This is a genomic window from Arthrobacter sp. ZGTC412, assembly GCF_002929215.1.
Taxonomy (GTDB): Bacteria; Actinomycetota; Actinomycetes; order Actinomycetales; family Micrococcaceae; genus Arthrobacter.
Window position 1 is genome coordinate 113,428 of the sequence record NZ_PJII01000012.1, and the last position, 26,106, is coordinate 139,533.

Genomic DNA, 26,106 nt, shown 5'->3' on the forward strand with positions numbered 1-26,106 from the left:
CTGCAGAACGACAGCGGAAGCTGGCTGGGCCAGCCGGCGGATACAATTCCTCTGTCCAATTACACTGCACTGAAAAAGCCACTACTGCTTACCGATCTGAGGGAGAACCACGAGGAAAGTATCCTAGGGGTTCTGGCCACTTTGACTGAAGAATTCGCCAAACCAAAGCGGACCATCTACTTTCCGTTCAACAGGCACCCGAGAGCTGGCCTAAAGCCAAACGAAGGCTACCTCTTTAAAATGCCACAGCAGGTCGTACAACTTGTGCCCGACCTTTTACCGGATAGTGACTGGGGCGGCTTCGTTCGGCCGCTTATTGCGCCGCCTGTAAGCGGACAAAACGGAGTGAGGCAGCGCTACGCTGGCTTCTGCGCGGATCCCGTCCTGAAGAAGGCCATCGAGATGCATGCCGTGCGTCAGGCAATCGCTCACTACGAAGCTGCCGGCTACACAGTAGAGGACGTCGGCGCCTACAGACCATTCGACCTAGAAGCAATGCGCGGGGACGAGGTTTGCCGCGTCGAAGTGAAGGGCTCGCAAGGTCATGTTCAGAAGGTCATCCTCACCCGGAACGAGGTGGCTAATGCCAATGAATTCGACGAAACGGACTTAGTTGTGGTTGCGGAGATTCAATGGGAGCGCCACATAGATGGCACCATCGTCACCGACGACGGGCTGATGAATGTTTATCCGGACTGGAAGCCGTCACCGGAAAACCTCGTGCCCTTGAGTTATGAGTACTTCCTGGATTAGAACTACTGCGGGGTGGGTGGGGGTCGGACTCCCGACCCCCACCCGTCAGGCCCCTAATAAACCTTGTCCGCCAGCTTGTCCGCAAGATCAGAAGGCGCAAAGTCCTTCGTGTGATAAGTGGTCCACCCCTGCTCCGCAAGCCAGTCGTCCCGTTCGTCGTCGCGGTCAACGAGTACTGCCACTCGGGAGGAAGGCCACAATAGATCTACCTGCCACTGGTTGTCTGGGCCGATGTCGGCCCCCCAGTCTCCGAGCTCTACCTCGACTTCTACAAGTTCGGGGATCAGTTCCTTCAAATCGGGACCGGATTCGGCAAAGACGGTCAGCCAGGCGCTCTGTCGAATGCTCTCCGGAATGCCCAGTTCTTCGGCGACTGCCGATTTCCCTGAAGCCACTGCACCAAGAGTCCCTAGTGGATTCAACTTTGCCCATTCAAGAAAACCGAGCCCAATCTGCCCGTGCACGCCGAACAGACTGCCCCGGTCCAGATTGGAATTGAACAGCTCGCAGCTGGTTTCCGGGACGAGGACGCAGCAATGGCAGGCTGCGAGGTTTCGCGCATCCGTTCCCGAACCTCGCGACTCGATGCAGACAGGGTCGGCCGAGCACCACGATGTACGGAACAAGCCTTCATCCAGGGCAGGACCAAGCCGCTTCGGGCTCGCTTGCGCTGCGATGCCGCCCAGGCTGCCGGCCGAGTCCGATGAGGCCGTGTAAAGAAGCACTCCGACCTGATCCTGACCCACATAGAGACGTTCCCGGATCGAAGATGCCGGGTAGCCGGCGTCGAGAGAAAGCTGGTCGATGATGATGTGGGACAGTGTGTGGACCAGGGTCTCCACAATGCTCACAGGGGCGGGGTCCTGTCCCCGTTGCTTCGCTGCACGCTTGGAGTTGATCCACAAGGTATTTTCCCGGCTTGCGGCGAAGTCAGTTTTTGCCCAGGCTTCAACCTGTGACCTGTCCAGGGCTACGAAGAGTCCCTCGCCGAGCGTCTCGATTGCGGGCAGCCAGTTCTGTCGGTTGTCGTCAGGGGAGAGCGGTGACAGCTTTGCGTCGGGCTTGTCCTCGCCTCTGGGTTGCAGACGGCTGAAACCGTAAAGCGCCCGCACCTCCCTCAGCCGGGTGATTTTTCGTGCAGCCTTGATCCAATGCTGGTGTGCGGTCGGCACGGCTACTTTCTCAGCGACAAAGTCCGTGTCCGGGCTGTCCTTCCGGCCGTTCATCAGCGCAAGGAACTCTTGCTCACGAAGCTGGTCTTCGGAGAGCTCAGTCTCTTCACTGCCGTGGAACTGGCGTCTGATTTCCGCCCGCAGCTCGTCCATCGAGAAGCGCCCATCAAACTCCTGAACAACCCCTTCCAAAACCCACGCGGACGCCGGTTCAAGTGCCTGAGGCTGGCTGAGCTGAGAAGCCTTCGACGTCACGACCTTTGCAAGAAACTCCGAGTACGGCGGAATCGAGATTGCAGATCTGACTACTGGAAACCAGACGTTAGAAGCACCACGCTGCACGGTCTTTGGAGGCTTACCGCATTCACGCTCCCGGTATCCCCAGCCGAGCCACGGGCGGTTTCCCTGGCATTTCATCTCTTTCAAGGCGATGGAATTGAAGGCGTCGGCCATTGTCCGGGATTTTCCGCACGAGCACCGGACCACCATGTCGGCCAGGGAAGATGTCCGGCCTTCCGAGGCAAGCGAGAGCAAGTGGTTGGCATCCTCAGTCGGGGTGAAGCCATGAACCCAATAGGAATAGGGAAAGTCATCGATATGTCCGTCCTCGCATGCGACGACGAATCGCGATGGAGTCAGTGGTGCCAGCGACTTACATAGGCCGCACTTGGGATCCTCGTAGGACGCCTGTAACTGCTGGACCCTCCCGATGCGGTTGCAATTCGGACAAACAAGCATCTGCGGGAAACGAACTACCGGGATCTTCCCGCGGGCTCCTGCAGGGGGCAGCAGGAGCTCAGATACTTTCAAGCTTCTGGCCAGACGTGGCTCACTGACTGGCTTCAGATGCTTCCGGTCCCACTGATCAATGCTGGTGATCATGAAGCTGTTGTTTTCGGCAGGGAACAGGCTGCCGACTCCGAACGTGGAGATCAACTGACTGCGCCGGGCGGCATAGGTCTTTTTAGCCAAGGGTGGCATCCTTCCTCATAGGGGCCGGCCGGAGGGCGGTTTCTGCGTCAACGTCACGCATGCTGCGGGGCGTAGGCCACGGAACGGTGCTTGTGCTGTAGACGAAATCCGGATCTTCAAGGGCTTTGCTGGAATCGATGAGCAGTGAACGGGGTGAATTGCGCTTGCCTTCATATGGCAAATCAGCGTCCGCGAGGGCTGCTTTCCGCCATATATTGAGAAGTCGCTCTAGTTCCTCGCCTGTGGCTACTGACTCCTCCGGGTCAACAGACGCCACACGGTTGGCTATCCAGGTCATAACTTCGTCTACTGCGGGGGATTTGTCTCGGACATGCCCTGCAGTGCCACGCAGCTCGGGGACAAGCATCCTCAGTGCTGAGACCAGGGTCGCGTGAAGTCCGCGGTCCCGCGACCGGGCAGCGAATGGCGTAGCGCTGGTTGCTTCAACGGCTCGATAAAGGGCACCATGGAAGTCGTTAAAGGATTCGTAGTGTGAGCGGTCCCGTGTGCGCGCTGCGTTGAAGATGGTTACCACCAACCCCGGGTGCTGTCGCCCGACGCGGCTCGTGGCCTGAATGTACTCAGCGCTTGACTGAGGCTGTCCCATGACTGCCATGAGACCCAGACGATCGACGTCCAGGCCAACTGAGATCATGTTCGTGGCTAATACGACGTCTTCAGGTACCTGGCTACTTATCAGGCTCTTCTCCAAGGACTTGAGTGCCTCTGGGATTCTGTGGTTTTCCACGCGGCTTGTCAGCTCGCTCAATTGAATTCCACGCCCCTCCAGCCTGCCGTCGCGTTTCGCCAGCAGATTAAGGCGGGCCCGGACGTCGTCGTATACCTGAAGGTAAGCCGAGCCTAGAACACGGAGACTGTTGAAGTAGCCCATGAGCGTCCAATAAGGGTCGCGGTCTTCAGCTGTCGCCGCCTCGATAAGGTTGGCCGAGTGCAACAACGAGGCGTAGGTGCGGACCATGAGCGTTGCATGACTGGTGCCAGACGCGAGCACTCCAACGTATTGGCGTGTCCCGAATTGGTCAGAGGGGGCCTTCTGGGCAAAGAAAGAGTCGTCAGGATCAAGTCCCGGAGGAGGGAACAGGCTGGATTGACGGTTGAAGACGGACCGGATCTGGTCCTGAGCCCTTCGAATCGTAGCCGTGGAGGCAACGATTTTTGGCTTCCTTGTCTCCGAGCCCCCTTCCCGTCCGATGCCACTAGCGGCCAGGTCGACGGCCGTTTCGAACAACCCAACCGTGGAACCGAGGGGTCCGGAAATAAGGTGCAGCTCATCCTGGATGATTAGGTCCGGGCCCAGATCCTTAGGGGAGAGGCGTCCAAAAAGCGTTGCAATTTCGCCACGCCAGGACATGCCGGCGAACTTGTCGACGGTGCCGATCACGAGCTCCGGGCGTTCCCTATAAACATCCGTGTCGACTATATGGACGGGAAGCCCGTCAGTGAAGTCGCATGAACGATTGGAACACGTCACAGTCATTCGATCTGTCGGTACCTTGGTAATCCGGTAGTCGTCAACGGTGAGTCGGGTGCCACACCAAGGGCATGCTTCTATCTGTTTTGGATTGCCCTCGATGACTTCCTGATCGTTCCTGAGCTTCCCCAGGTTCGTCCTTGCCGTCGCAATGTCGTTCGGTGTGGCGCCTCCGCCGACCCAGAGCCCGATGCTGAACGATGCGCCTCCAAGACGGTTCTCGTTGTCCAGCCGCACGGATTCCAGAGAGCAAATGAGCATAGCAGCGCGCTCGAACTGCTGGATGGTCAGAAGCCGCAGCGTGTAGCGCATAATCACGGCAACGCCGCGAACGTTGTTGTCCCGAAGCCGTCGAAGAAGTAGGAGGTAGGCGATAAGCCCGAGATACGCTTCGGTTTTTCCACCACCGGTGGGAAACCAAAGGAGATCGGCTATGTCCCTTTCCTCGTGTTGGTCGTCCGTTAGCGACGGCAGATTGATGAGGATGAAAGCGATCTGGAACGGGCGCCAACCCTGCTCGCCAAGTTTGAAATCGCCCTTGGCTCCTTTTCGTACCCAGTCCTGGCGGGAACGCTGCATGTGCATTGCTTTGTTCGCCAGCTGAAACGCCTCGAAGGCTTTTGTATCCTCAGCGAGCAATCGGATACCAGCCTTGATGCGACTGTGGGCTATCCCGGCTTGCTTCATGTGTTCGTCCGCAACCCCGCGCAGGTGGGGCGGCACGTACGCCGGTCCGTCCTGTGTTGCAGATGCAGTGGATGCCGCGATCCAGGACGAGTAGTCCTGTGCGAGGCGGTTGAGTTCGGCAACGACTTCGTCGCGAGATGCTGATGCCATGAAAGGCAGCGACAGATTGGCGGCACTGCCTCCAGCCATAGATCTGTGGACGTCTTGCCGGGGGACAAACGTTGACGACACTCGTTGACAAAGCCGCCCGTCGACGTCGGCCTCATGTACTTCAATTGCGCACCCGTGGCCTGCCCCAAAGACCATGTGGTTGCGGTAGAGAAGCTCCGAGGACGCCAAGTCGAGGTCGGACGGGACGCTGGTGCGGAGCTTGGAACGGTCTACCAGCGCCGGGACTGGCGTGTGGACTGAAACGCCAGCCTGGAACCAACACGCCACATCCTTGTCAGAGGTTGGGTCCGGCTTGGGCTGCGTATTCCGGAGAACAACGGTGACAGTAACTACAGCATCTTCCGGGGCACGCACCAATGCATACAGCTCCAGGGCGCCGCCCTCAAGGAGGTGGCGCTGGGGACCAGATGCAGCAAGATCTACCTCGATCTCGGGCAAATCAGCGGCAGTTCGCTGCCAATCATAAGTGTCACGCCGTTTGCTGCCACTCTCCCTGACAGTAGCTATTGGCGTATAGCGCGCTGCTGCTGGGGTGACAGCCAGGGACGTGGAACGGTTTGTATCCACGGAGACGGTAAGGCCTACACTGCTGGGATAGGTCAGGCGGGCGTTCGCCACGGAGCTGTCCACGGAGGTCTCTCCGGAAGCTGCAGCAACCGATTCTGGCTCGTCAGGGGCTTCGACGTAGGTGTCGTCAGCTGCGGGCCAAAGTACGCCCGTCACATAGCGCTCGAGCGGACGTTCCGTAATGAGCTCATCCGGGGCCCCCGGTCCGTAAAGGTCGGTCTCGAGGCGGTCCACCATTTCACGACGGAAGGCGTATTTGGCATCCAATATCGACACTTATTGCTCCTAGTTCTTTGTCCGCGTGATCAGACCGGTTAGCCGGGGGACCAACCACATGCCCGAGGAACCCAACCCCGTCAGCTTTGTCTCTTCCGGATGGCCGGTCGCGCATTCGATGGACGTGACGCGCGCGCCCGTGAACCCTGCGGGCCACTCGTCCCTGCGGTGGGTCTTGAATGCAAAGTTCTTTTTCAGCGCGTACGCGAAGGATGGGCTGGTTCGCCCGATAACCTTGCCTTCACTGGTCGTCAATACATAGCGGGGCACTTCGCCGGGCTCCGGCTCGGATTGTAGGGAGCCAGACACTACTTGGCCCAAGAGGTCCTCCAATACGAGGTTGTCCTGGATTGCCTGGGCATCGCCGTCTTCGGGGTAGTAAGGGGAGACATCATCGATGTCCGAGTTGAGGAACTCCATCCGGGCGTTGTACGCGCCGTACTTTCCGTAGGCCTTTTCCAACCAGCGTCCAGTTGATCCGTCGGCGCGCTGAAGCAGCTTCTTCGGCAACTTCGTGGAAATGATCTCTTCCCGTGCGCGGGTCAGCGCAACGTATTTTTGCTTGAGCGTTGCCGCGTTCTGCTCAGCGGCCGGCGATCCAAACTCGGGCTGCAGATAGAGGACGTTGGTGAACTCAAGCCCCTTGGCTCGGTGAACGGTGGAGACTATAAGGCTGGCAGTATCTGCGACTGTCAGAGTTAAGGGGATTGAACGGCTGCGGAGTCGCTGACTCAGCTGGGGAACGTTCAAGGAATTGTAAGCCGTGAAATTCCCTTCAGCTGTCTTTAGCGCAAGCCATAGGTCAGCTGCTGAGTCGCCAAAGAGAGCGGTAAGGCGTGACTTGATGTCGTCCGCATCGTACGTTCGATCTTCGAGGTCTTTGAAGACTTGGTGCACCCAGGGCGCCACACTCATGTCCTGAGCTTTGCGGCGAACCAGATGCGGATAGCCGTTCTGCCACAGAAGTTCGCTCGCGATAAGCACCTCGTAGTTTGTCGAACAGAGAAGGGCAGTCGTCTCACCGGCATTCGGGCTTAGCGCCCCGGACTCGTTTAATACCGAGGTGCTGGACACTTGCCTTCGGAAGTCGTCAAGAAGGCTGTGTGCTGTCTCTGAACCTGAATCATCGAGCTCACCGAGGCTCCGTATTTCGTCACCCACAGAAATGAGTTCCCGGGTACGGTCAGTGACCGCCCGATAATGTCTGGCCAGTTTCTGGTGGTCAGCACCAAAATCAGTTTTCAGCTTCTCGATGAGCTCTCCGGATGTCAGCTTTGAGTCTGACTCCTCCAGCTGGAAATCGTATATACCTTGCAATGGATCCCCGAGCACAGTGAAGCCTAGGTCCTCGCCTAATGCGGCGAACAAGGCCAAGACAAGCTCCGCCCGGTCTCCCACGAGGTCCTGGGCTTCATCAACCAAAATGTGCTTCAGGTGCAAGATCCGGTCGGGCGTCTCTTCGCTGGCAATGTATTCCGTCGCTTTTCTTATCCGCGCATCGAAGCTGTCACCGAGAGTATCTTCGTCCATGTCGATCAATATTTGCGCGGCAAAGGAATCGAACGTCCTGATCTGCAAGCCATCCAGGTCATGCACACGAGCACGTTTACGTACTGCTTCGACAGCGGCTCGTGAGAAACTCAAAACCAGAATCTCGTCCGCCGGATTTAGACCGTCTTCTACGAGTGTTTTCACTCGGGCCAGAAGGACTTCGGTCTTGCCTTGGCCCGCCGCGGCGGTGACAAATAGCCTGTCCTCTGGTTCCGCTTCTGCTACTGCCCGCTGACTCTCGTCGAGCTCAATTTCAGCGAGCACTAATTGCCTCGTTCCTCCAGAGATAGTCGAACTGTGTGAACGCCAATTTGTGTCCATACTGGTCCAGATTGTCCTTGACGTTCACGATCAAGACTTCTTCGCTACCGCCGTTACGCGGACCGCGAAGGCCGCGACCGATCATCTGTATGTATTTGTTCGGAGAGAAGGTTGGACGGCACACGTAGACAGCATCTACCCTAGGCGCGTCAAATCCTTGGGTGAGCACATCGAAGTTTGTGAGCACCCGGATCTTTCCATTCCGGAAGTCCTCGATAATTGAGCGTCTGTGGCCGAGGTCGGTCTTTCCTGAGATGGCGGCGGCAGGAATGCCTTCCACCGACAGGACAGCCGCAAGTGCCTCAGCATGCTCCACCGAGGCGGCAAAGACTAGCGTCGGCCCACTCGTCTTCGACGCCTTGATGTGATCCAAAATAGCTTCGTTACGCTGCGTGCTGTCCGCAACTTGCTGGAGGTCGATCCTTGCCTCGAGCATCAAGCTTTGTGACTCTTGATCCGTAGCGGAAGGCATGTCCTTCAGCCTTAGTTCGATGCCCTTCAGTTCCTCGTGGTTGACTCTGGCCAGGACTTCGATGCTCTGCAGGTACTCGTGCGCATTTTCCGCATTGAACTCATCTGGCTCAATGAGATTCCTGCCAAAACGTGCAACAAGCCGTTCTGTCTCTTTCTCGTTGGATCCCCGATACGGCGTGGCGGACAGCCCCAGCAGTGATCGCGACTTCTCAGTGTAAGAACGGCCCAACCAGGTTAAAACCTGTGTGTACTGCGTAGTAGTTGCTCCGTGGGCCTCATCGATAATGACTAGGTCCGGATCGGACATCCAGTCGTACATCTGGCGCCGGTTTTGATAAATGCTGAAAAGCGTCTGAATTGTCGCGACGACCAGATGAAGTTTGGTCTCCTCACGGACGGCTTTGTTTCCGCCCCATAGCCTGCTCACAGCCATCCGTTCGCCAGGAGAACCTGCAGCTTGCCAAACGTATGTCCAGGTTTCAATAGCTTGCTCACATAGCTCGTCAGACTGCGCAATCCACAGGACCAGACGACGTTGGTCCTTGGAAGTCGAGGCAATATCCCTGATCACCGATTCGACGGCGACCCGGGTCTTGCCAGCCCCCGTCGGAAGCTGCACTAAGCCACGCCGATGTGGAGTTCGCTGAGCCAAAAGATCGCAAATCTTCCGGCTTGTGGATTCTTGGTAGGCGTGTAGCGGCTTAAGGCCCACGGGTCCGACGAATTCCTCGCGTTCCGGTTTTCTCTTGATGGATTCACCGGCAAGTGCCGGGGAGAAGCCGAGTTCCTTGACAAACTCCCGAGCCGTTCGACCTCCACGGAACTGGTCAGGCGTTTCGATTCCAGCCTCTTCAAGCGCAGGTTTGAGAACCTTGAGCAAGCTGCTGCCATGGAGATTACTAACGATATCGAACATGCGTTCATCGGTCAGTTCCAGATCCCGTGCTGCCAGCATTTTCATGACACTTTCAGGAATCAACTCGCGAAGGGTTTCCCTACCCACGAGCTCGGCCACTTTGCCTGCATCGGTCTTTTGTTTGTTCACACGTCCAATTCGAGCTTGAGCGTCATCGTCTCGCTTCAGCTGTCGCATCGCCTGCATGACCTGAGCCGAGGAACGTTTGCTCCCAAATGCACCGAGAATGGTAGTGAGCAACGCCTGGTCGCCTTGAGGAGCACGGTAGTAGAGCATGCCATCTTGCAGGTAGGAGGCTCTGGGGGTGGCAACTGATCCCGAGTCGTAGCTGTTCGTCTGAACCTCCTCCACGGAGACGCAGGGAACACACAAGGTCTGAACGGCAACTTCGCAGGCCGCACGTTTGAGGTAGGGGAATCGCGATTTGATACTTTTCGGCTCTTCTCCTTCAACGGGGTGGCCCCGAACCGAGGTAAAGAATTCGACTGTGACTGGCTTGATTCCCCAGTTCCCGATCAGGGCCTCATCCAGATCTGAATGACCTGTGTACAGGACCGGGACATTGGCTGTTTCAACGAGGTAGTCCCGAGATTTAAGGTCGGCTGCCAGGAGTACATCTGATGCCAGATAGCGTGTATTTCGGCCCCCGCTAAGAGGAGTTAGGAGCTCCTTCGGCGGACGCACATCGAGTGCAGCTAATGCCCCATATAGTTCGTGCAGCTGCAGCATCGGAAGACCCTGTTCGGCCAGAGAAAGTACGAAACCCCACTGGATGTGGCGAGGATCAGTTGGCAACCGTAATGCGGCTGCCTCTTCTTCGCCTGGGAAGGGCAGGAAGTCGGTTGGTATGCCATCAACTTTGCCGACACACCGCTTGGTGTCCACCAATCCGATGGGGGTCTCGAAAGCCCCATAGTTTTTTACCCAGAATAGATCCGGAGCATCTACTGTTGCTGCCGGTCGAAAACCGCTGCTGAATTCGACCTTTGAAGGATACTGCGGCCTTCCCAGAATCGTCCGTGTTACCTTCGCCCGAGTCGTTGCTGACGCCTCGTTGAGAAGGTGTAAGCCGTCCGTGGTCAAGGCCTGATTGAAGCGTATGCCTGCCTCGGAGAGGGGAGCGGGTCCATTACGAGATGCGTTGGCAATTCGGGTCGCCTCAGATTGCTTCCACAGATCGTAGGTTGCACCGCCTCGAGCCATCTTTGCGTCCGGGAGTGCTGTCCTCGCGCCGAGGTTCTTAAGAAGGGCGAGGTCGTTAGCGTGGAACTGGTCGTCCACTACAAGATGCTCATCACCAACACTGTTTTGGGCGAACAGTCCGCCAGGGAGCCAAACGTCGCCAAGCGGACGCCACTGATGATTGCGGCAGCGAACCAAGACTTTGGCGGGCTCGGTTCTCTCGTTTATTACAGCAAGACTCTCGGGGACTGCGAGCGACCGAGTAAGTCTCCATAGAGAGCGCGCGAGCTCGGCGTCGGAGTAGTCCTGGGCCACTTCGCTCGCCACTCGGCTGACGATACCCCGACCGTCTTGCGCCTGGAGGTCAAGGGCACGGAGGTAGCTGTTTGCGTTGCCATGGTGCATTAAGTCATAGGAGACAACGTTTGCGGATTCGTCGTCGGCGCTCATGGGAAGAAACACTCTTGACGTGATCGGGGCTTGAACGCTTCCGTCGGACATAAGAACGATACGGCTTCGACGCATGGCTGGCCGGTAATCCGCATACGACTTGTCGATCATGGCGGCTAGTTGCAGCGCATTCTCGTAATCCCGCAGCTCGCCTCCGGCAACAACCTCTTCCAGCCATTCCTCAACTGAGGCGCGCTTTGAGTTTGCTTCCTGCAGGATACGGGCCACCTGGGGCTCTCGCCCTCGCATTGCAGCAGAGTGCAGCCACGGTCGGTCTGCCGGGACCCATGAATCCCAAAGTGCCGTCAGCCGGGTTGCTTCTTCCAGAACAGGCTGGACCTTGATTTCACTCGGAAGTCGTAAGGTTCCAGATCTGTCCGGCAGACACGGGGCAAAGGGAAGGATTGCGAAGATTGGTTTATTGATTGCAGCATCAGCCCAGGAATAGGACTCTCGGGCGCGTGACGGAAGAATATCGAGAAACAGCGCAGGGTCCGTTTGAGTGTTGAGGTCTTTAAGAGCTCCAGCGACCATCCGCGGAAGGGTGCGGGTAAGGATCTCTTTGTTGTAAAGAGTTTCCAGGATGCTGTGCCGGTCCTCATTCATCTTGAATGCGGCGTTAACGATGCCTCGAAGCGAAGTCTCGTGCTGCGTAGGAAAGTAGTTCCAGAACCGGCCTAGCTTTTTACGCTGATTGTCGGTCATCGGGACGGCCCAAGTGACATCAACCTGCTTGCGGGCGACTATGCTGCCAGCCTCGACAGCTGCCTGTGTGCTTACGTTGTGCTTGTCTCGAAAGATGCGCCACTCATTGGTCGTGGTCCCATCGCTGAGATTGATTCGGTTTCCTTCTCTTTCCGCGGTCCAGGTAAGGGAGGAACGATTGAGCCGATCCTCGAACTCCAGAGATCCGATTTTTTCCGAGAATAGGAGGAACTCTCCGGGAAACTTTGTGATCTCGTCCGACAGCCAGGAGACGCTACCGGTGAGGGGCAGTTTCACGACGGTAGAGGCCCAGGGGAAAAGTTCGGCCAGGACATCGTCATCAGCCGCTGCGATGTCCGGGTCCACGGGTGTGGCTAGTCGGAGTACAGGGTACGTTTCCAAGTTCGGATAAAGCCCTTGGAGAAGTTCCCGGCTACGGGTCTGGCTCCACGATACAGAACCGCTGCGGCTGTAAATTTTTGGATCGGCGGTGACTTGGATAACCGACTTGAAACCTAGCCCAAAGCGCCCAATCTCATCGTCACGCTTTTCGGATGAGTGGGAGAGCATTAGAGTCCGAAAGCCCGCCTCCGAAAAGGCCTGGCCCTCGTTGGCGCAGTAAAGCGCTTCCTCCGTCAAGACCACTTTGATGCGACCACCCGCGTCTTTGATGGCGTCGGCCGCATTTTGTATGAGTTCGTTTAGCTGCTTTCGGCCGTACCCGCCTTGGGAAATAGCGGCTTCAATGTTGCTGTGCTCGCGGACAAGGTCAGGACGGGCCCTGTAAGCGTTGAGCGCGCTCTGTGTTTCAGCCGCAACAAACTTGCTGAGCGGCGAAGTCACGCCGGCCCATGATTCCCGAACCATCATTGGTTCCGTCCCCCACATCGAGATCACTGCTGTCGGCCTTCCGCCGAAGTCTTTCACGACATTATTTACCATTCAGATGCGACATTAACGCCAAGCCCCGGCCAAGTGGGTGGGCGGTTCTAGATGTTTCTCGACACTTGGGCAGCTTTGGGTTGCCCGAGGGCCGCGGAACGGCGCTGCGGATCTAGTTGGCTATGGCAGTTTTGATCCAACCCATAGCCGGTATTCGGGGAACCCTTGGAGCTTCGCTACCTCCAGATGCGTGAGGCTCAAAAGCTCGATCAGTGGAGGTATGAACCCTGTTCCGGCCAGTCAATTAGGTTCGCCTGTCCCGCTCCATTAGTGCTAGCACGTCAGTAGATCCAAATTTTGGTTTTATTCAAAAGGAGCGCAGGGTCTCGGGAGAGGTTTGCTTGCAGGATCTCAGCAAGTGGGTCCAGCGACAGCTTGGCCTAGGCGCGACCGAGATGCAATTAGGATGTAGGGAACTTAGCGGACTATGGGCTCCGCAGTCTAGAGAACAGGGCCATAAATTCGGATAGCTTCCCTCCCAGGATTCCCTCCAGCGTATCGGGCTTAACCGCTCGCGTGTGAGTTGGTGGCGTGATTCACCAATGACCGTCGTCGGTCCCAATGAATCACGATCAGCGAAGTACAACAAAAATGGGAAGAGAATCCCCATAGAGAGGGACGCTCAGAGCTGTGACGACACGAGGCTGAGGGCCCACTGGGGAGGTTCGTCGACCGGCCGCCGCGTCTCCGGTCCAGTCTTCGGCACAGGACAGTCGTGTGCACCCTCGATGTTTTGTGGTGCAGGTGTGGTTTCGTCGTCCGTCTGGGTCCACCGCTTTCTTGTCATCGTGTCGAAGAAATCTGCATCAAGTTCTCGACCGAGAGCTGCTGCCAGGACGTGAGCCGCGAGACGCGGCGGAATGGCGTTGCCAATCTGTTGCGAGACGTCCTTGCCCGACCACGGGTAATCAGCGGGGAACGTCTGGAGCCGGCCTGCCTCAGAAACTTTGAGGCGATCGAGTTCATCCTCGTTGGTGGAAAACAAGCGGTTCCGGGACACTTTCCCAGTGACCGTGAAAGCCGGTTCCTCTGAAGTGCGCCGACCGCGGGCCTTAGGATCACCGCCAGTTCCATAATTGGAGATCATCACAAAAGGCTCTACCCTGTCCAAGGTCTCGCCGATGCTTTGGCAGGGCAGCAACGCAGGTCGGTCCGTAGAAGCTTTCACCTCTTTTCTCCTGAACCGCTGATGCGTTGGGGCGGGAAGTACGGGTGTGCCGTACCGGTTCGCGATGAGTATCGCGCGGCGGCGTGTCTGGGGAACCCCGTACTCTTCTGCGTGGAGTATGCCAGTGACGGTCTCATAACCCAGTGGTTCCAGGACCTTCGCCAGAGCCTCCCACACGGGCAGAACCGCCGGTACCTGCTCCAATACGATCGCCTCGTAGGCGTTCCCCGCCTCATGGGCCTCCAATGCCCATCGCAGCGGCTGCAGCACCAACCCGGTCCGTTCGTCATCCAACGTGGTTAGCTCGGTTGTGACGTCGTCCCCATCGGCCATGCGCGCAATGAAGGACAGGACCTGGTCCAGTGCCTTACGACCAGCACCTGCCCCGGCCACGGTGTAGGTCTGACACGGGGGTCCCCCGGCGAGGATCGTCGCATGGGGAAACTCGGCTGGACCGTGGTCGCGTACGTCACCTTGCACGGTTTCAAGTCCGGCGGCCCGCCTGGTTGCGCATGCATTTTCGTCCCACTCGATGCCGGCCACGGACAATCCCAGCCAGCGTGCAGCGACATCCAATCCACCAGGCCCGGCGAAGAGGTCCACCATTTGAGCGCCAGAAGGAGGTAGGACTGATTGCACGAGGGTCATGGGAAACGATCTTATCGGTCGACAGATCACGGCGGACCAGCATCAGCGGTTTTAACCGATCATGAGCAGTTCTCGCTGGCTCGAAGCGGCTGCGGCTTTGTTACCTTTTCACCCAGGGGTCACTCCATGGCGTCTGTAGTTCGGCGAGTGAGACTGGCATTGCGTGAGAAAGAGCCTGCCAATTAGCCGGCGTCACCTTTAGGGGAAGCCGTTGGCACCACTTCATCAGGACGAGACTCCGCGGATTCCAGTTTCCCCGTTCCGTTGGTTCGCTGCGCCTCAATCTGGCCAGCAACGCGGATGACGGCATCCCCGCTAACCTTCGCGATGCCCACCGGCACGGCTCGGGCTCCTGCGGACACCACAGTCGTAGTGGTTTTGGCGAAGTCGGTCAAGGACTTGCGCCAGGATTCCCGTTCCACTTCTCCGGTGATCAGGCCGTCCAAACCGTAGATCTGAGCGAAGACGCCTATCAGCGCTACAGCACTCTCGGCCGAGTTCAACAGGATTTTGCTTTTCTGCGGGCTGCGGACCCGGTTAAAGTCACTAACATTGGCTGCTGCGGTCAAGGCATCAACCAGCTCCTGGATCCTGCCGGTGACAGCAACGGATCGATTTGCTACAGCTGATCGGATGGCAGCAGCATGCGCCTCGACTGCATCGGGATCGTGCTGACGCACGTGGACAAGTTCGAGGGTCTCGAGCCGCTGTTGGTTTGCCTGGGCCGCTGCGAGGATGACCAGCCACGAGCGGAGCTCTTTGGTCGCAATAGTCTCCGCAGCGGCGGACTTTTCCGCCAACGACTTGGTGTTGAGCGACTGCGTCATGGTGTCGATCTGGGCCAGGGCATGAGAGCTTGCCTGGGCCAGAGACGTGGCGTGGCCTGCAATCTGAGACCATGCTGTTTCGCTGATCTTTCCCGTCGTCTCATAGAGCTCGAATGCGCGGGTCAGGACCACCGTAAGGCCCTGCACGTCCGCCAGCGCTTTGGCTCTGTTGTCATCCAGCAGTCGATCCAGTTTTACGTCCATGGCTTCCGCCAGGTCTTCCAGCTGAGCAACTGCGCTCCTCAACGCCATCGTTGCTGTCAACGTGGCGAGATTCGCCATTGCCACCGGATTGATGCCGCCCGTGGTGAATTGGGCAAACGAATCAATGCGGCCCATGGAACCGCGAAAGACTCCACTGAACAAGCCATCCTTGGACAAATTGAACTGGGCAAGTTCTGCCAGCTTGCGGGTGGACTCCGGCGTGAGTTGCACCCAGCTTCCATCTATGGCGGTTACTACTGCGGCCATACCCGTCGCTTGGGCCAGGAGGTCAGCAGATCCTTGCCCCAATCGACTTGCCCGTGTGCTGTCAACGTTCATCGTTGCCAGCAGAGATTCGAGCAGGGCACGGTCACCAGTCAGGACGGCTGCGTCGCCGGAGACATGGATGCCAACTTCAGTCGTTTCGTTCATGTGAGCATTCTGGCACAGCGAACAGCCGACGACGGCAGGTCGATAAGATGCCAGGAGAGCGGCCTTCACGTGAACGCGTCGGCGAAGCATTTTTCGATTCACCTGGTGCCCTTGACTGCGGATCCGTCTTGTTCCCGAAAACGTTCGTAGGTTCCGTAACCTCGGAATGCACAAGCCATTGGGTCCAGAACACCCGCTACACTGAGGCTGAATTAGCACGCCCGGCACCCGCCGGAGGGGAAATAGATGGGAACGGCTCCAAGGCGTTTCAAGGGGGAGAAGGAGCCGATGATCGGCAAGCTTATCAAGGGCGCGGCGCTGGTTGTGGTTGGCGCGCTCGTGGCGCTGACGCTGACCGGGTTCGGTGCCGTGAACATGATTTCCGGTGTGGTGAACATGTTTGGGTCCAATCCGTTCCAAGTGAGCCAGACGGACCGGAGCCACCCAGTGCTTCTGAAATCGATACAGGACCTGAGTCGATATCATGCCGCGGTCAGCAATTTTGAGCTGGTGCTCGATATCGAGGACGACGTCGCGGGAGTACCCGACATCATCGCCGGAAAGCGGACGTTGTTCGTCGCGGCGGGTACGGTCGACGCCTATGTAGATCTGTCTGGCCTCGCCGATAAGGACCTGACACTGTCTCCCGACGGCAAGTCGGTGACGGTGCTGCTGCCGGAGTCGCAACTCGACAAGCCCAACCTCGACCACGACAGGTCCTATGTGTTCAGTCAGGATCGGGGCGTGCTCGACCAGCTTACCGACGCGATCGAAGTGCCCCAGCAGGCGCAATTCTTCAAACTCGCCGAAACCAAGATGACCACCGCCGCGGAGGCGTCGGAGCTGCGGAAGCAAGCTACGGACAACACCAAAGCCATGCTGACCGGCATGTTCGGCGCTCTCGGGATCCAAGTCACATTCGTCGAAAGTCCGGCCGGCTAGTCCGCGCTAACCAGTCGTTTTTGATCCAATCCTTTTAGGTCACTAACAGCGGCGGGGCGGCCGGCGGCGCTGGCCCCCGCCGCCGCCGTCCCGAAGTTTCGGCAGGCTCGGCCACCGTGTGGCCGGCCCGGCCACTTTATGCAGCCTCAACTCCCGGCGGACTCCCAGAACGGCCAATACCGCTCGTCCACGCGGGCCACGAGCCGTCCCAGCGCCTCCATGGCTTCAAAATCCGCGGATCCGGCCGGCAGGCTCAACCACCGAGGGCTACAGCTCCAGCCGGAACACCCACAGCAGGACGTCCTCGTCCGGCACGTACCAGTCCCGCTCCGGTGCCCGGCGGAAGCCTAGGGACTTATACAGGCCGTGGGCGCGTTCCATAAACGTGGCACTGGTGATACTGATCGACCCGATGCTGGGCAGCTGCCGGGCCTGCTTCACGATCTCGCGGACCACGGCCCGGCCGACGCCGCCGCCCTGGCACGCCGGGTCCACGGCGAGCATCCGGAACTCCAGCTCCCCGTCCGTGGCGATCTCGCTGTACGGTTGGCCGGCGAACGTCAGTGTCACCGCCGCCACCACCGCCCGGCAGCCTCGGCCACCCACACCTGGGCGTGCTCGGCGCGGTGCTCTACGTCCTCCAGCACACTCATGTACGGATGGTCCGCCGAAAAGTGTCCTGCCCGCAGGTAAGCGTCACGGGTGATGCGGCGGACGTCGGGAAAGTCCGACGGTGTCGCCCGCCTCAGCGCCACACTCACCGTGCACCGTCCACGGCAACAGCGGTCCGCGCGACGTAGTGACCCAGCTGTGCCAAATCCGGCTGGGAGGACGGATCACCAACAGCATCCCCACCCACAGCGTTCGCGACAGCCAGTGCCCGCCCGTAGTCCAGGCCACTCCGCAGCGCCAGCACCAGTGCGGCGCAGAAAGCATCCCCGGCGCCCACAGTATTCGCCACCGCCACGGCAGCCGACGGCGCCTCGGCCACCTTCCGGCCACGCTCGAACATGGCCGCACCGTCCCCGCCGTACGTCACCGCCACCAGTTTGGCCGAGGCGAGGGCGGGGATCAGGGCGTACTCGCTCTCGTTGACGATCACCAGGTCGCAGCGTTCCAGCAGCTCCGCCGGCAGGTCCATGGCGGGCGCCGCGTTCAGCACAAAGTACCCGGTGTGGCGCCGGGCCGCCTCCAGCACCACGGGCAGGCCCACCTCCAGCTGGCACAGCACCGTCTCTTCCGGGCCGAACTCCACCCCGTCCAGCGACAGGTTCGAGTTGGCGCCCGGGCACACGACGATCTGGTTCTCGCCGTCGCGGTCCACCACAATCAGCGCCGTGCCGGTCGGCTCCGGCAGGACCGCCACATCGGCGATGTCCACGCCGGCCTCCGCCAGCGCGTCCAGCATCCGCTGCCCCTGCGCGTCGCTGCCTACCGCTCCGACCATCCGGGCGCTGCCGCCCAGCCGCGCCGCTGCTGCGGCCTGGTTGGCACCCTTGCCGCCGGGCTGCTCGGACAGGACCGCGCCGCCGATGGTCTCACCCGCGGTGGGCAGCCGTTCGGCGGTGGCGATCAGGTCCAGGTTGATGCTGCCGACGACGGTGACGGCAGGAAGTCGATTGCTCATGGGAAGTCCTAACGGGGGAGGGCCGGAAGCGGCCCGATTGAGAAATAGTGTAGACCATGGTTGTACTTGTCCGTCATACATGGTTGTATAACAACTCACATCCCAAGCGCAGGACCAGCCTGCAGAACAAAGGAGTTTGATGTGAACACCCCAACCCCGGCGGCCGCCGCGCCTTCCACGGAAGCCGCAGCCGCCGTCGTACTTCCCGACGAAACCAAATTCGCCGGCCGCCGCGCCGCCCTGCTGATCTCCACCCTGCTGCTCGGCGTGCTGTCCTTCCAGCTCAACGCCAGCATGGTCACCCCTGCACTGCCGCAGATCGCCAACGAGTTCGGCCAGGGTGCCGAGAGCGCCGCCCCCGTCCAGTCCATGTTCTTCCTGGCCGGCGCCATCGCCGGGCCCGTGATCGGCCGGTGGAGCGACTTCATCGGCCGCCGCGCCGCGCTGCTCCTGGTCCTAGGCATCATGGGCGCCGGCACCATCCTCTGCATCACCGCCCCCACCCTGCCGCTGCTGGTCACCGGCCGGTTCCTGCAGGGCGTCTCCAGCGCCGTCTTCGCGCTCGCCTACATCGTGCTCAGCGAAAACCTGCACGCCAAAGTCTTCGGCACCTCCGTGGGCATCATCGCCGCCATCAACGGGGGAGTGGGCGGCGTGGACGGCTACGTGGGCGGGCTCATGGCCGAGACCCTCGGCTTCCGGTCCATCTTCGCCGTGGTCCTGGTCCTCACCGCCATCGCCGCTGCCTGCATCATCAAAATCGTCCCGGCCGGACGGCCCCACGGCGTGCGCGGCGCCATGGACTGGTGGGGCGCCGGCTCCCTCTCGCTGTTCCTGGTGTTCACCACCTACTTCGTCTCCGGCGGCTCGGCCGCCGGCTGGACCGCACCCGGCACCCTCGCCCTGCTGGGAGGCACCATCGCGTCCTTCGCCGCCTTCTGGATCATCGAAAAACGCCGCAGCCACCCGCTCATCGCCGTGCACCACCTGCGCTCCCGCCAGGTGTGGCCCGTCATCGCCACCACCGTCCTCACCCTCGCCGGCATCTTCGCCATCATCAACTTCACCGTGGTGCTGCTCGGCCAGGATCCCGACGGCGGCTTCGGGCTCACCGCCTCCATCTCGGCACTGCTGTTCCTCACCCCCGCCGCACTGATCGGCGTCTTCGCTGCCCCGCTGGCCGGCTGGCTGGCCGACCGCCGCGGCTGGATCAAGACCCTCCGGTTCGGCACCGGGCTCAGCCTGGCCTGCGCCATCGCCGCCGCCACCTTCTCCGACAACCAGACGGCGGTGCTGATCGCCGTCGCCGCCCTGGGCATCTTCTACAACGGCTTCTTCCTCACCGCCATCAACGGGCTCTCGGTGCTCCTCTCACCCAAGGAAGCCCCGGCCGCGCTGCCCGGCATCAACGGTGCCTCCTTCGGCATCGGGGCGAGCCTCGGCGTCGTCCTCGTGGCGCCCTTCGCCGCCCAAGCCACCGCCGCCGGGTACGCCACCGCCCTCTGGATCTCGGTGGCCATCACCGCCGCCGCGTTCATCATCAGCCTCTTCGTCGCCGCCCCCAAGGGCGAGACCGTCTAACCCCTTTTACTGTAGGAGAACCACCATGACCACGCCCTCCCCGTTCTACCTGGACTGCGACACCGGCATCGACGACGCCCTCGCCCTGGCCTACCTGCTGGCCTCACCTTTTGCCTGCGTGAAGGGCATCGGCACCGTCAGCGGCAACGTCAGTGCCGCCGTTGGTGCCCGCAACACCCTGGACCTCCTGGCGCTGGCCAGCTCCGATGATGTGCCGGTGGCTCTTGGTGCGCACGACCCTCTTGCCGGATCCTTCAACGGCGGCGCGCCGTGGGTGCACGGCGAGAACGGGATCGGCGGAGTTTCGCTGCCGACGGCGGCTGCTTCCGTTGCTGAGGAGTCCGCGGCGGAGATGCTGGTGCGGCTGGCTCACTCCTATCCCGGTACGCTGCGGGTGGTGGCGATCGGGCCACTGACCAATATCGCCGAGGCCTTGCGGCTGGAGCCTGCTCTGCCGTCCCTGGTGGTGTCGGTGACCGTGATGGGCGGGGCCGCCCTCGCTCCCGGGAACATCACGCCCGTGGCGGAGGCGAACATCTGGCACGACCCCGAGGCCGCCGCCCTGGTGCTGGCCGCCGACTGGGACGTGACCCTGGTGCCGCTGGACGTGACCATGGCGTCCGTCTTGGAGGAAACGCACCGGCAGTCGCTGCTGGCGTCCTCCTCGCGGGTGGCGCAGGTGCTGGGGGAGATGCTGGGCTACTACTTCCGGTTCTACGAGGACATCTACGGCCGGCCCTGCTCCGCCATGCACGACCCGCTGGCGGCGGCGCTCGCTGTCGGTGCTGTTAAGGCTTCCGTTGCGCCCGTGGTGCGTGCCGCCGTCGACACTTCTGAGGGGGCGGGCCGCGGCCAGACCATCTGCGACCTCCGGGGGCTGTATGCGGGCTACCCGCCGGTGGCGGGGGCGCGGTGCCGCGTGGTGCTTTCGCTCGAGGAGGACTTCGCCCCGCACCTGGTGGAGACGCTGCTGACTTTGGAGCGTGCGGGACAGCCAGTGCCCGTTGGTTGAGCCTGGCGGAGGCGCCTCGCTTTGCACCGTCTAGAAGCGTTGCCCTCGGCCTTGGGCGGGGGTACGCTCTTCATCCCGATTGCGCCCTTGGAAGGATCAGTTATGAAAGTCCTCGCCTCGGTTTCGCTGGTGCAGCTGATTGTGCAACTCGTTGGGGCCCGAAAGGCTGTGGGAGCGGATCACGCGGGAGTCCTTCCGGCACCCGAACAAGGAAACCACCCCGCTGATAGCTTTCGGCTTGGTCCTGTCTGTTGCCATGGCCGCGCTGGGTCTCGGGGGACGCAAGAGGGGCAGCGGCACTACCAATTGACCTCCGGGCCAGGCCGTGTTGTTCTTCCGCAACCGCGGAAGAACTGGGAGAGCTTGAATCAACCGCGGCGATGGAATCTGGCCAAGAGTCCTGTTGGGCAAAGGGCAGGGCCAATGCATGCGATGCCGTCGTATTTGCAGGACTCTAGGACTGCAGCGACTGCATCACGGAGAGGTGCCCGGCCCTGGCGGCGATGAGGCACTTGGCCAGGTAGAAGGGCTGGTTGCCGTATCGAACGTACTGGGTGAGGACCAGCACGGGATCGGACGGGCGCAGGTCCAGCAGCTTCGCGCGGCTGGGGCCCACCTGGCTGAGGCTGATCTGGCACTCGCCCGGCCCTGGCAGCCGGCCCAGTTGGGTGTTGAGCGCGGCAAGCAAGGTGGCGCCGCCGTCGTCCTTTATGTCAAGGGGCGCGGCGGCGTTCTTACCGAGGCTGACAGGCTGGGCCGAGATGTTTTCCTGCAGGTGGGCGATGGCCTCGCCGTCGCGGATTAGGACGGATTCCCAGAGCCAGCAGTCGGTGCCGGGCTCGACGCCGACCCCGGGGGCGGCGAATTCGGACGCGGGCTGGCGCACCACCTGGATGCGCTTGACCTCGAGCTGCTGGCCGGGGCTGCCGAGGACTTCCTCGAAGGGGCGGATGCGTTCGATCCCGATGCGGGGGAGCGTGTCCGAGACGAAGCGCCCGACGCCGCGCCGCGCCCTGATGAGGCCGTCCTCCTCGAGCAGCATGAGGGCTTCGCGGACCACCGTGCGGCTGACTTTCATGTCGGCACCGAGTTCGGTTTCGGTGGGGATCATGGAGCCGGGGGTGAGGAGGCCGTTGCGGATCGCCTCGGCGATCCGCGAGTACACCGCGACGCGGAGGGGTGAGCCGGGCTGGGCGGCCACCGGCTGGGACAGAAACCGGGCGGCGTCCTGGTGCACGTTATGCCTCGCTTTGTGGTGGTGGTCCGGGGGATTTCCAGCCTACTTCAACGTCCGACCCGTTTGTTGGACAAGCGGAAGCCGGTGCCCGGCGCTGGGCACCGCCGTCGCCAGGTACCTCAGCCGGGACTTCCGCCCAGCACGTCCACGTGTACGTGGTCGAGGTGACGAAGGATCTCATTGCCGGGTTCAGGTGCGTTGTAGTCCCGCCATTGCCCGCGCGAGCTGTGTGCGCCCCAGAACCGGTCGTCGAAGATGACGTACTGGACGGCCAAGTCCTCGGCGTGAGCGACAAGCCAGTGAGCGAGTATCCAGCCCTGACGCCGGTTCTCCTCGGTCACGGGGCGGAAGAAGACGTCGATGGCACGGCCGTCGTAGTGCGTCGAGTCAGCTCCGTGCCCCTGATCCACGCCCGCCGGGGCGAAGCCGCCGAGGCTTTGCTCGCCGAACACCTCGGTCATCGCCGCACGCAACTGCTCGGCGCGCGGTGTGAGGCCGGTGGCACCCGCCTGCTGTTCCTGCAGGTCACCGGCGGCGGAGCCGCGGCAGGCCAATGCAGGACCGGCGTCTCCGGATGGCCCGTCGGCCAGCCGCTGCAACACCGCCGAGTCGATGCCGGCGGTGTCCGGGGCTGCCATTCCGCGGGCGAGGAGCGCCACGGCTGTGGTGGCCCGCTTCGCTTCATCACGATCGAGTCCCACCTCCCCCTCCGAGGTTTCGACCACGCATTCCGGGCGCAGTACCAGCGTGCCGTCCGCAGTGCGCAATCCACTGAGTAAGCCGGGCCCGAGGAGTGCCAGCACGGCTGCGAGCGCTCCGAGCAGGACAAGGCCACAGATCAGCCGGCGGGCGCGGTGCGGGCCGCCACGCGTTTGGTTGCCGGTCATGGCGACGTGCCCCTTCGGTTGCTGGATGCTGCCTTGTTCATTGTTTCAAACCCGGCGGCTCGCAGCAGAATGCAGCAACTTCCCTTCGGTGGCCTGACCGCATGCCCTGTTAGGGCCAAGCCCCATGACAGAACGTCATGTTGCGGCTGAGGTCTCAGATCACGCCGTCAGCGGGAGCGCTGGCACGGGCAGCGCGTCTGCCTCGCGTGGAGCGGACCAGGATGCAGACGCCCAGCGCGGCTACCCACAGACCCCAGCCGGTGCTGCCGAGCAGACCCGCAAGGTCCCATACCGGGAAGCCGGGAACGGCGGCGGCAAGGATGTCGCCCTGGTTCAGCAGGTAAAGGACGCTGACCAGAAGTCCAGCGGCACCGAGCCAGCGCGGGAGGACCTTGGCGCGCAGAATGATCACGCTGAGGGTGACCGACCAGGCGATGACAAGCAGCTGGCCAAGATGTTCGCCCAGCAGTGCTCCGCCGAACTGGTGCTGAGCGGTCCAGGCTGCATCCACAGCAGCGCGCACGGTGGAATTGCCTGTCACGTACGAGGCTGCAAGGGGCGGGACGACGAACACCCAGCGCAGGAACCCGATCAGCGACAGGAGAACCGAGGCGGCGCCCACGTAGGTGGCCACCCTCATGGCCGGATGATCGCGGAGGCCCAGCGCTGCGGGCAGCAGCAGCACCGGTATGGCCAGGAGTCCATAGGTCCAGGCGGTGGCAAACCAGGTCCACACCAGCCCGGTTCCGCCGGCTTCGAAGGCGGGCAGCACAACGCTGGCCGGTTCCCGCAGGATATCCGGCCAGTCGAACGTTACCGAGAGGATGGTGGCGGCCGTGGCGAACGCCAGCGCGCTCACCACGAACAGCACACCAGCCACTCTCGCAGTGTTCGTGTCCGTAGACGTGGTTGCCATGATGTCCGCCTTTCGGAATAGCTGAGGAGCCAGCCGGCCGCCGACGTCACAGCGTCTCGGGAACCGGGCGTCCTGGAAAGAGCGTCGAGTACTGTTTCCGATACATCCGGCGCCCGATGACGCGGTAGCCAAGGCGGACGGGCGCGGGGATCTCCTTGAACAGTTCCTTCCGGTCTGTGGGCGGATTCGTCGCCAGCACCATCCCCAGATAGGTGACCAGGAATTTTTTGTCGAACTGCTCAATGCTGTGCTGCCCCAGTCCGTTCATTTCCTCCTCGGTCATCACCCTGTCCGCGACAGGCATCACCTCCGTGACCTCCCGCCGCAGGTGCATCTTGAGGACTGCCGACAGGTCCTCGTAGCGCGCGGCGAGTTCCGCGCCCGACTCATCATCCGCCGTCGCCATCCAGCGCAGGCGAACCGGCTCGATGACCTCCAGCCGTTGCGTAACCTGCCGGTGCTGCTCGAGCATCTGCGCTACGTGCAGCGCACACGCCGGTGCCCGTTGCTCCAGTTGCGGGTACATGAGTAGGTCCTCGCCCTCGTGATGGATGTGGAGCACCTTGTCGAAGTTGCCCAGGACTTCCCCCACGTAGCCGGCGCGGGCAGTGTCGCTGGCGCCCACAGAGCGCACCAGTCCGGGCGCCTCGTCGTACGCCCAGAGGAAGAAGCGGTGGATGCGCCGCATGCCCGCAGACCCGGTGCACAGCACGGGCCCCGGTGGGAGAGGGGCCGCGGTTTCGCCGGGCTGCATGGTGAAGAAGTCGGTCATTGGAAGGACCCCTAACGCTCGTCAGACCAGGACCTCTCCCCGGCAGCATCGTATCGTTGGCCCCTAAGCCGCACAATGGCAAGGGCTAAGGGACGCGGCCCCTGGTCGGGCATCCCGCCGGGCGTTTTCGTTGGGTGGGTTTCAAGTACGACGGCGGCGCTCACCGTCGGCAGAGCGTACTCAACCTTCCCCGACCACCCGTTCGGACTGGAGACGCCGAATGACCGGTCCCGGAATTACGACGTCGGCAATGGCATCCGTGTCCGCACGCACCAATCGTCGCGGCAACTGCCGCGCTCGCCTTGAGCGGCCGTTGCCCAGTGCCGGCGAAAACCCTCGGCCAGCCGCGACCGGTCCAGGTCGTAGTCCTTGAAGGTTTGCAGGAATGCTTTGATTGCGGCAGGCCGACGAGCTATCCACCGACGTGGCCTGAGCATCAACGCCAGGGTGCCTTGACCAGTCTTGGTTCCGGGTCTAATTTGACGTTACTGAGCACCCGTATCTCGGAACGAGTTGAAGGAGTTTCCTATGGCACTCGTTACTCTCCTCCACCGCTTCGCCGACTACGACACCTTCCGCAGGGTCTACGACTCGGCGGACGGGCTGCGGCAAGCGGGCGGCGTGACCGAGCATTCCGTGCACCGCATGGCCGACGACCCCAACAACATTCTGGTGCTCCACTACTTCGATTCGCTTGAGACAGCCCGCGCCTATTTGAGCAATCCCGAACTGAAAGACGCCATGCAGCAAGCCGGCATGCAGGGCGAGCCGCGGATCGAGTTCTACGAATAAGGAACAGCCGTCCTGCCCACCGGTAGAGTGTGGTGCGTTTCAGCCCAGTCTTGGCGGTGATCTCCTTCACCGAGAAGCCTTATGTTGTTGCCGGGTGTAGTTCCGCTGCCGTTGTAGGGCCGTGGCTACCCAGGGGAGGCGGCTATGGCTTGGTTGTTGTGCGCGTGACGGCCTCGTGTGATTGATGTCGACGGAAACCGGCTGTTCTCAGAAAGAATCCCCAAGGACGAACCAGCCCTGGTCGGCGCCTATTCGCTGTTACCGGCAGTAACGGCCGCGTGGAGAAAGGGTCACAAACGTCTTTCGGCGGCCCCGAAATGCGCCCCGGAATTACGGTCCCGTGATTGGATTTCCGGCCGCTTAACGGTTGCACGAAGAACCGGAAACATCCCTCGTTTCGGGCTTGTGGCGCTCCTACGCTGGAGTCATC

General features: G+C 61.2%; 16 protein-coding genes and 1 pseudogene. 5 read left to right on the forward strand and 12 right to left on the reverse strand.

Features of this window, described 5'->3' with window-relative positions; all coding sequences use genetic code 11:
* The first annotated feature begins 141 nt into the window (after positions 1-141).
* Complete coding sequence (locus CXQ88_RS14295; protein WP_104044817.1) at positions 142-753, forward strand: protein NO VEIN domain-containing protein; 612 nt, start codon at positions 142-144, stop codon at positions 751-753.
* A 53-nt stretch (positions 754-806) separates the two neighbouring features.
* Here the strand turns inward: CXQ88_RS14295 and drmB are convergent, their stop codons facing one another.
* The 6 genes from drmB to CXQ88_RS14325 all read right to left on the reverse strand — a co-directional run bounded on the left by drmB (position 807) and on the right by CXQ88_RS14325 (position 15,979).
* A complete protein-coding gene (gene drmB / locus CXQ88_RS14300; RefSeq protein WP_181037524.1) occupies positions 807-2,897 on the reverse strand; it encodes a DUF1998 domain-containing protein in 2,091 nt (696 codons plus the stop codon).
* Positions 2,890-6,090, reverse strand: a complete 3,201-nt coding sequence (locus CXQ88_RS14305) for a helicase C-terminal domain-containing protein (RefSeq protein WP_258061881.1) — start codon at positions 6,088-6,090, stop codon at positions 2,890-2,892. The genes drmB and CXQ88_RS14305 overlap by 8 nt, the downstream gene beginning before the upstream one ends.
* A 9-nt stretch (positions 6,091-6,099) precedes the next feature.
* A complete protein-coding gene (locus CXQ88_RS14310) occupies positions 6,100-7,905 on the reverse strand; it encodes a UvrD-helicase domain-containing protein (protein ID WP_181037525.1) in 1,806 nt (601 codons plus the stop codon).
* Positions 7,895-12,616: a DEAD/DEAH box helicase gene (locus CXQ88_RS14315; RefSeq protein WP_181037526.1), complete on the reverse strand. Its 4,722-nt coding sequence runs from the start codon at positions 12,614-12,616 to the stop codon at positions 7,895-7,897. The genes CXQ88_RS14310 and CXQ88_RS14315 overlap by 11 nt, the downstream gene beginning before the upstream one ends.
* Positions 12,617-13,253: 637 nt before the next feature.
* Positions 13,254-14,405: a DNA cytosine methyltransferase gene (locus CXQ88_RS14320; protein WP_219816331.1), complete on the reverse strand. Its 1,152-nt coding sequence runs from the start codon at positions 14,403-14,405 to the stop codon at positions 13,254-13,256.
* Positions 14,406-14,629: 224 nt separating this feature from the next.
* Entirely contained in the window at positions 14,630-15,979 is a 1,350-nt protein-coding gene (locus CXQ88_RS14325) for a hypothetical protein (protein WP_146069217.1), read from the reverse strand.
* A gap of 219 nt (positions 15,980-16,198) precedes the next feature.
* On the opposite strand from CXQ88_RS14325, the gene CXQ88_RS14330 reads away from it, so the two are divergent.
* On the forward strand, positions 16,199-16,852 hold the full coding sequence (locus CXQ88_RS14330) for a DUF4230 domain-containing protein (protein WP_219816332.1): 654 nt from the start codon (positions 16,199-16,201) through the stop codon (positions 16,850-16,852).
* 267 nt (positions 16,853-17,119) lie between these two features.
* On the opposite strand, the pseudogene CXQ88_RS14335 reads toward CXQ88_RS14330, so the two are convergent.
* Positions 17,120-17,613, reverse strand: a pseudogene (locus CXQ88_RS14335) (GNAT family N-acetyltransferase).
* Positions 17,610-18,479 (reverse strand): ribokinase, encoded by an 870-nt coding sequence (locus CXQ88_RS14340; protein WP_104044823.1) that lies wholly within the window; start codon positions 18,477-18,479, stop codon positions 17,610-17,612. The pseudogene CXQ88_RS14335 and the gene CXQ88_RS14340 overlap by 4 nt, the downstream one beginning before the upstream one ends.
* 141 nt (positions 18,480-18,620) lie before the next feature.
* Between CXQ88_RS14340 and CXQ88_RS14345 the strand changes: the two genes are divergently transcribed.
* Both CXQ88_RS14345 and CXQ88_RS14350 read left to right on the forward strand, forming a co-directional pair.
* Positions 18,621-20,060, forward strand: coding sequence for an MFS transporter (locus tag CXQ88_RS14345; RefSeq protein WP_104044824.1), 1,440 nt, complete (start codon positions 18,621-18,623; stop codon positions 20,058-20,060).
* Positions 20,061-20,085: 25 nt separating this feature from the next.
* Positions 20,086-21,072: a nucleoside hydrolase gene (locus CXQ88_RS14350; RefSeq protein WP_104044825.1), complete on the forward strand. Its 987-nt coding sequence runs from the start codon at positions 20,086-20,088 to the stop codon at positions 21,070-21,072.
* Positions 21,073-21,526: 454 nt separating this feature from the next.
* Here CXQ88_RS14350 and CXQ88_RS14355 read toward each other — a convergent pair whose 3' ends face one another.
* The 4 genes from CXQ88_RS14355 to CXQ88_RS14370 form a co-directional block, all read right to left on the reverse strand.
* Positions 21,527-22,309 carry a GntR family transcriptional regulator gene (locus tag CXQ88_RS14355; protein WP_104044826.1) on the reverse strand — a complete coding sequence of 261 codons (783 nt, stop codon included), beginning with the start codon at positions 22,307-22,309 and terminating at the stop codon, positions 21,527-21,529.
* Between the two features lie 119 nt (positions 22,310-22,428).
* Positions 22,429-23,196 carry a hypothetical protein gene (locus CXQ88_RS14360; RefSeq protein ID WP_104044827.1) on the reverse strand — a complete coding sequence of 256 codons (768 nt, stop codon included), beginning with the start codon at positions 23,194-23,196 and terminating at the stop codon, positions 22,429-22,431.
* Between the two features lie 154 nt (positions 23,197-23,350).
* Entirely contained in the window at positions 23,351-24,112 is a 762-nt protein-coding gene (locus CXQ88_RS14365) for a DUF4386 domain-containing protein (protein WP_104044828.1), read from the reverse strand.
* 46 nt (positions 24,113-24,158) lie between these two features.
* Positions 24,159-24,884, reverse strand: a complete 726-nt coding sequence (locus tag CXQ88_RS14370; RefSeq protein ID WP_104044829.1) for a hemerythrin domain-containing protein — start codon at positions 24,882-24,884, stop codon at positions 24,159-24,161.
* A 528-nt stretch (positions 24,885-25,412) separates the two neighbouring features.
* On the opposite strand from CXQ88_RS14370, the gene CXQ88_RS14380 reads away from it, so the two are divergent.
* Positions 25,413-25,676 (forward strand): antibiotic biosynthesis monooxygenase, encoded by a 264-nt coding sequence (locus CXQ88_RS14380; protein ID WP_104044830.1) that lies wholly within the window; start codon positions 25,413-25,415, stop codon positions 25,674-25,676.
* Positions 25,677-26,106: the final 430 nt, after the last annotated feature.

Bases quoted from the DNA above. Each gene is read 5' to 3' on its own strand.
- CXQ88_RS14360 (WP_104044827.1), bottom strand. From the start codon at position 23,196: ATGACCGGCAACCAAACGCGTGGCGGCCCGCACCGCGCCCGCCGGCTG.
- CXQ88_RS14365 (WP_104044828.1), bottom strand. From the start codon at position 24,112: ATGGCAACCACGTCTACGGACACGAACACTGCGAGAGTGGCTGGTGTG.
- CXQ88_RS14320 (WP_219816331.1), bottom strand. From the start codon at position 14,405: ATGGTGGACCTCTTCGCCGGGCCTGGTGGATTGGATGTCGCTGCACGC.
- CXQ88_RS14350 (WP_104044825.1), top strand. From the start codon at position 20,086: ATGACCACGCCCTCCCCGTTCTACCTGGACTGCGACACCGGCATCGAC.
- CXQ88_RS14330 (WP_219816332.1), top strand. From the start codon at position 16,199: ATGATCGGCAAGCTTATCAAGGGCGCGGCGCTGGTTGTGGTTGGCGCG.
- CXQ88_RS14340 (WP_104044823.1), bottom strand. From the start codon at position 18,479: ATGAGCAATCGACTTCCTGCCGTCACCGTCGTCGGCAGCATCAACCTG.
- CXQ88_RS14370 (WP_104044829.1), bottom strand. From the start codon at position 24,884: ATGACCGACTTCTTCACCATGCAGCCCGGCGAAACCGCGGCCCCTCTC.
- CXQ88_RS14380 (WP_104044830.1), top strand. From the start codon at position 25,413: ATGGCACTCGTTACTCTCCTCCACCGCTTCGCCGACTACGACACCTTC.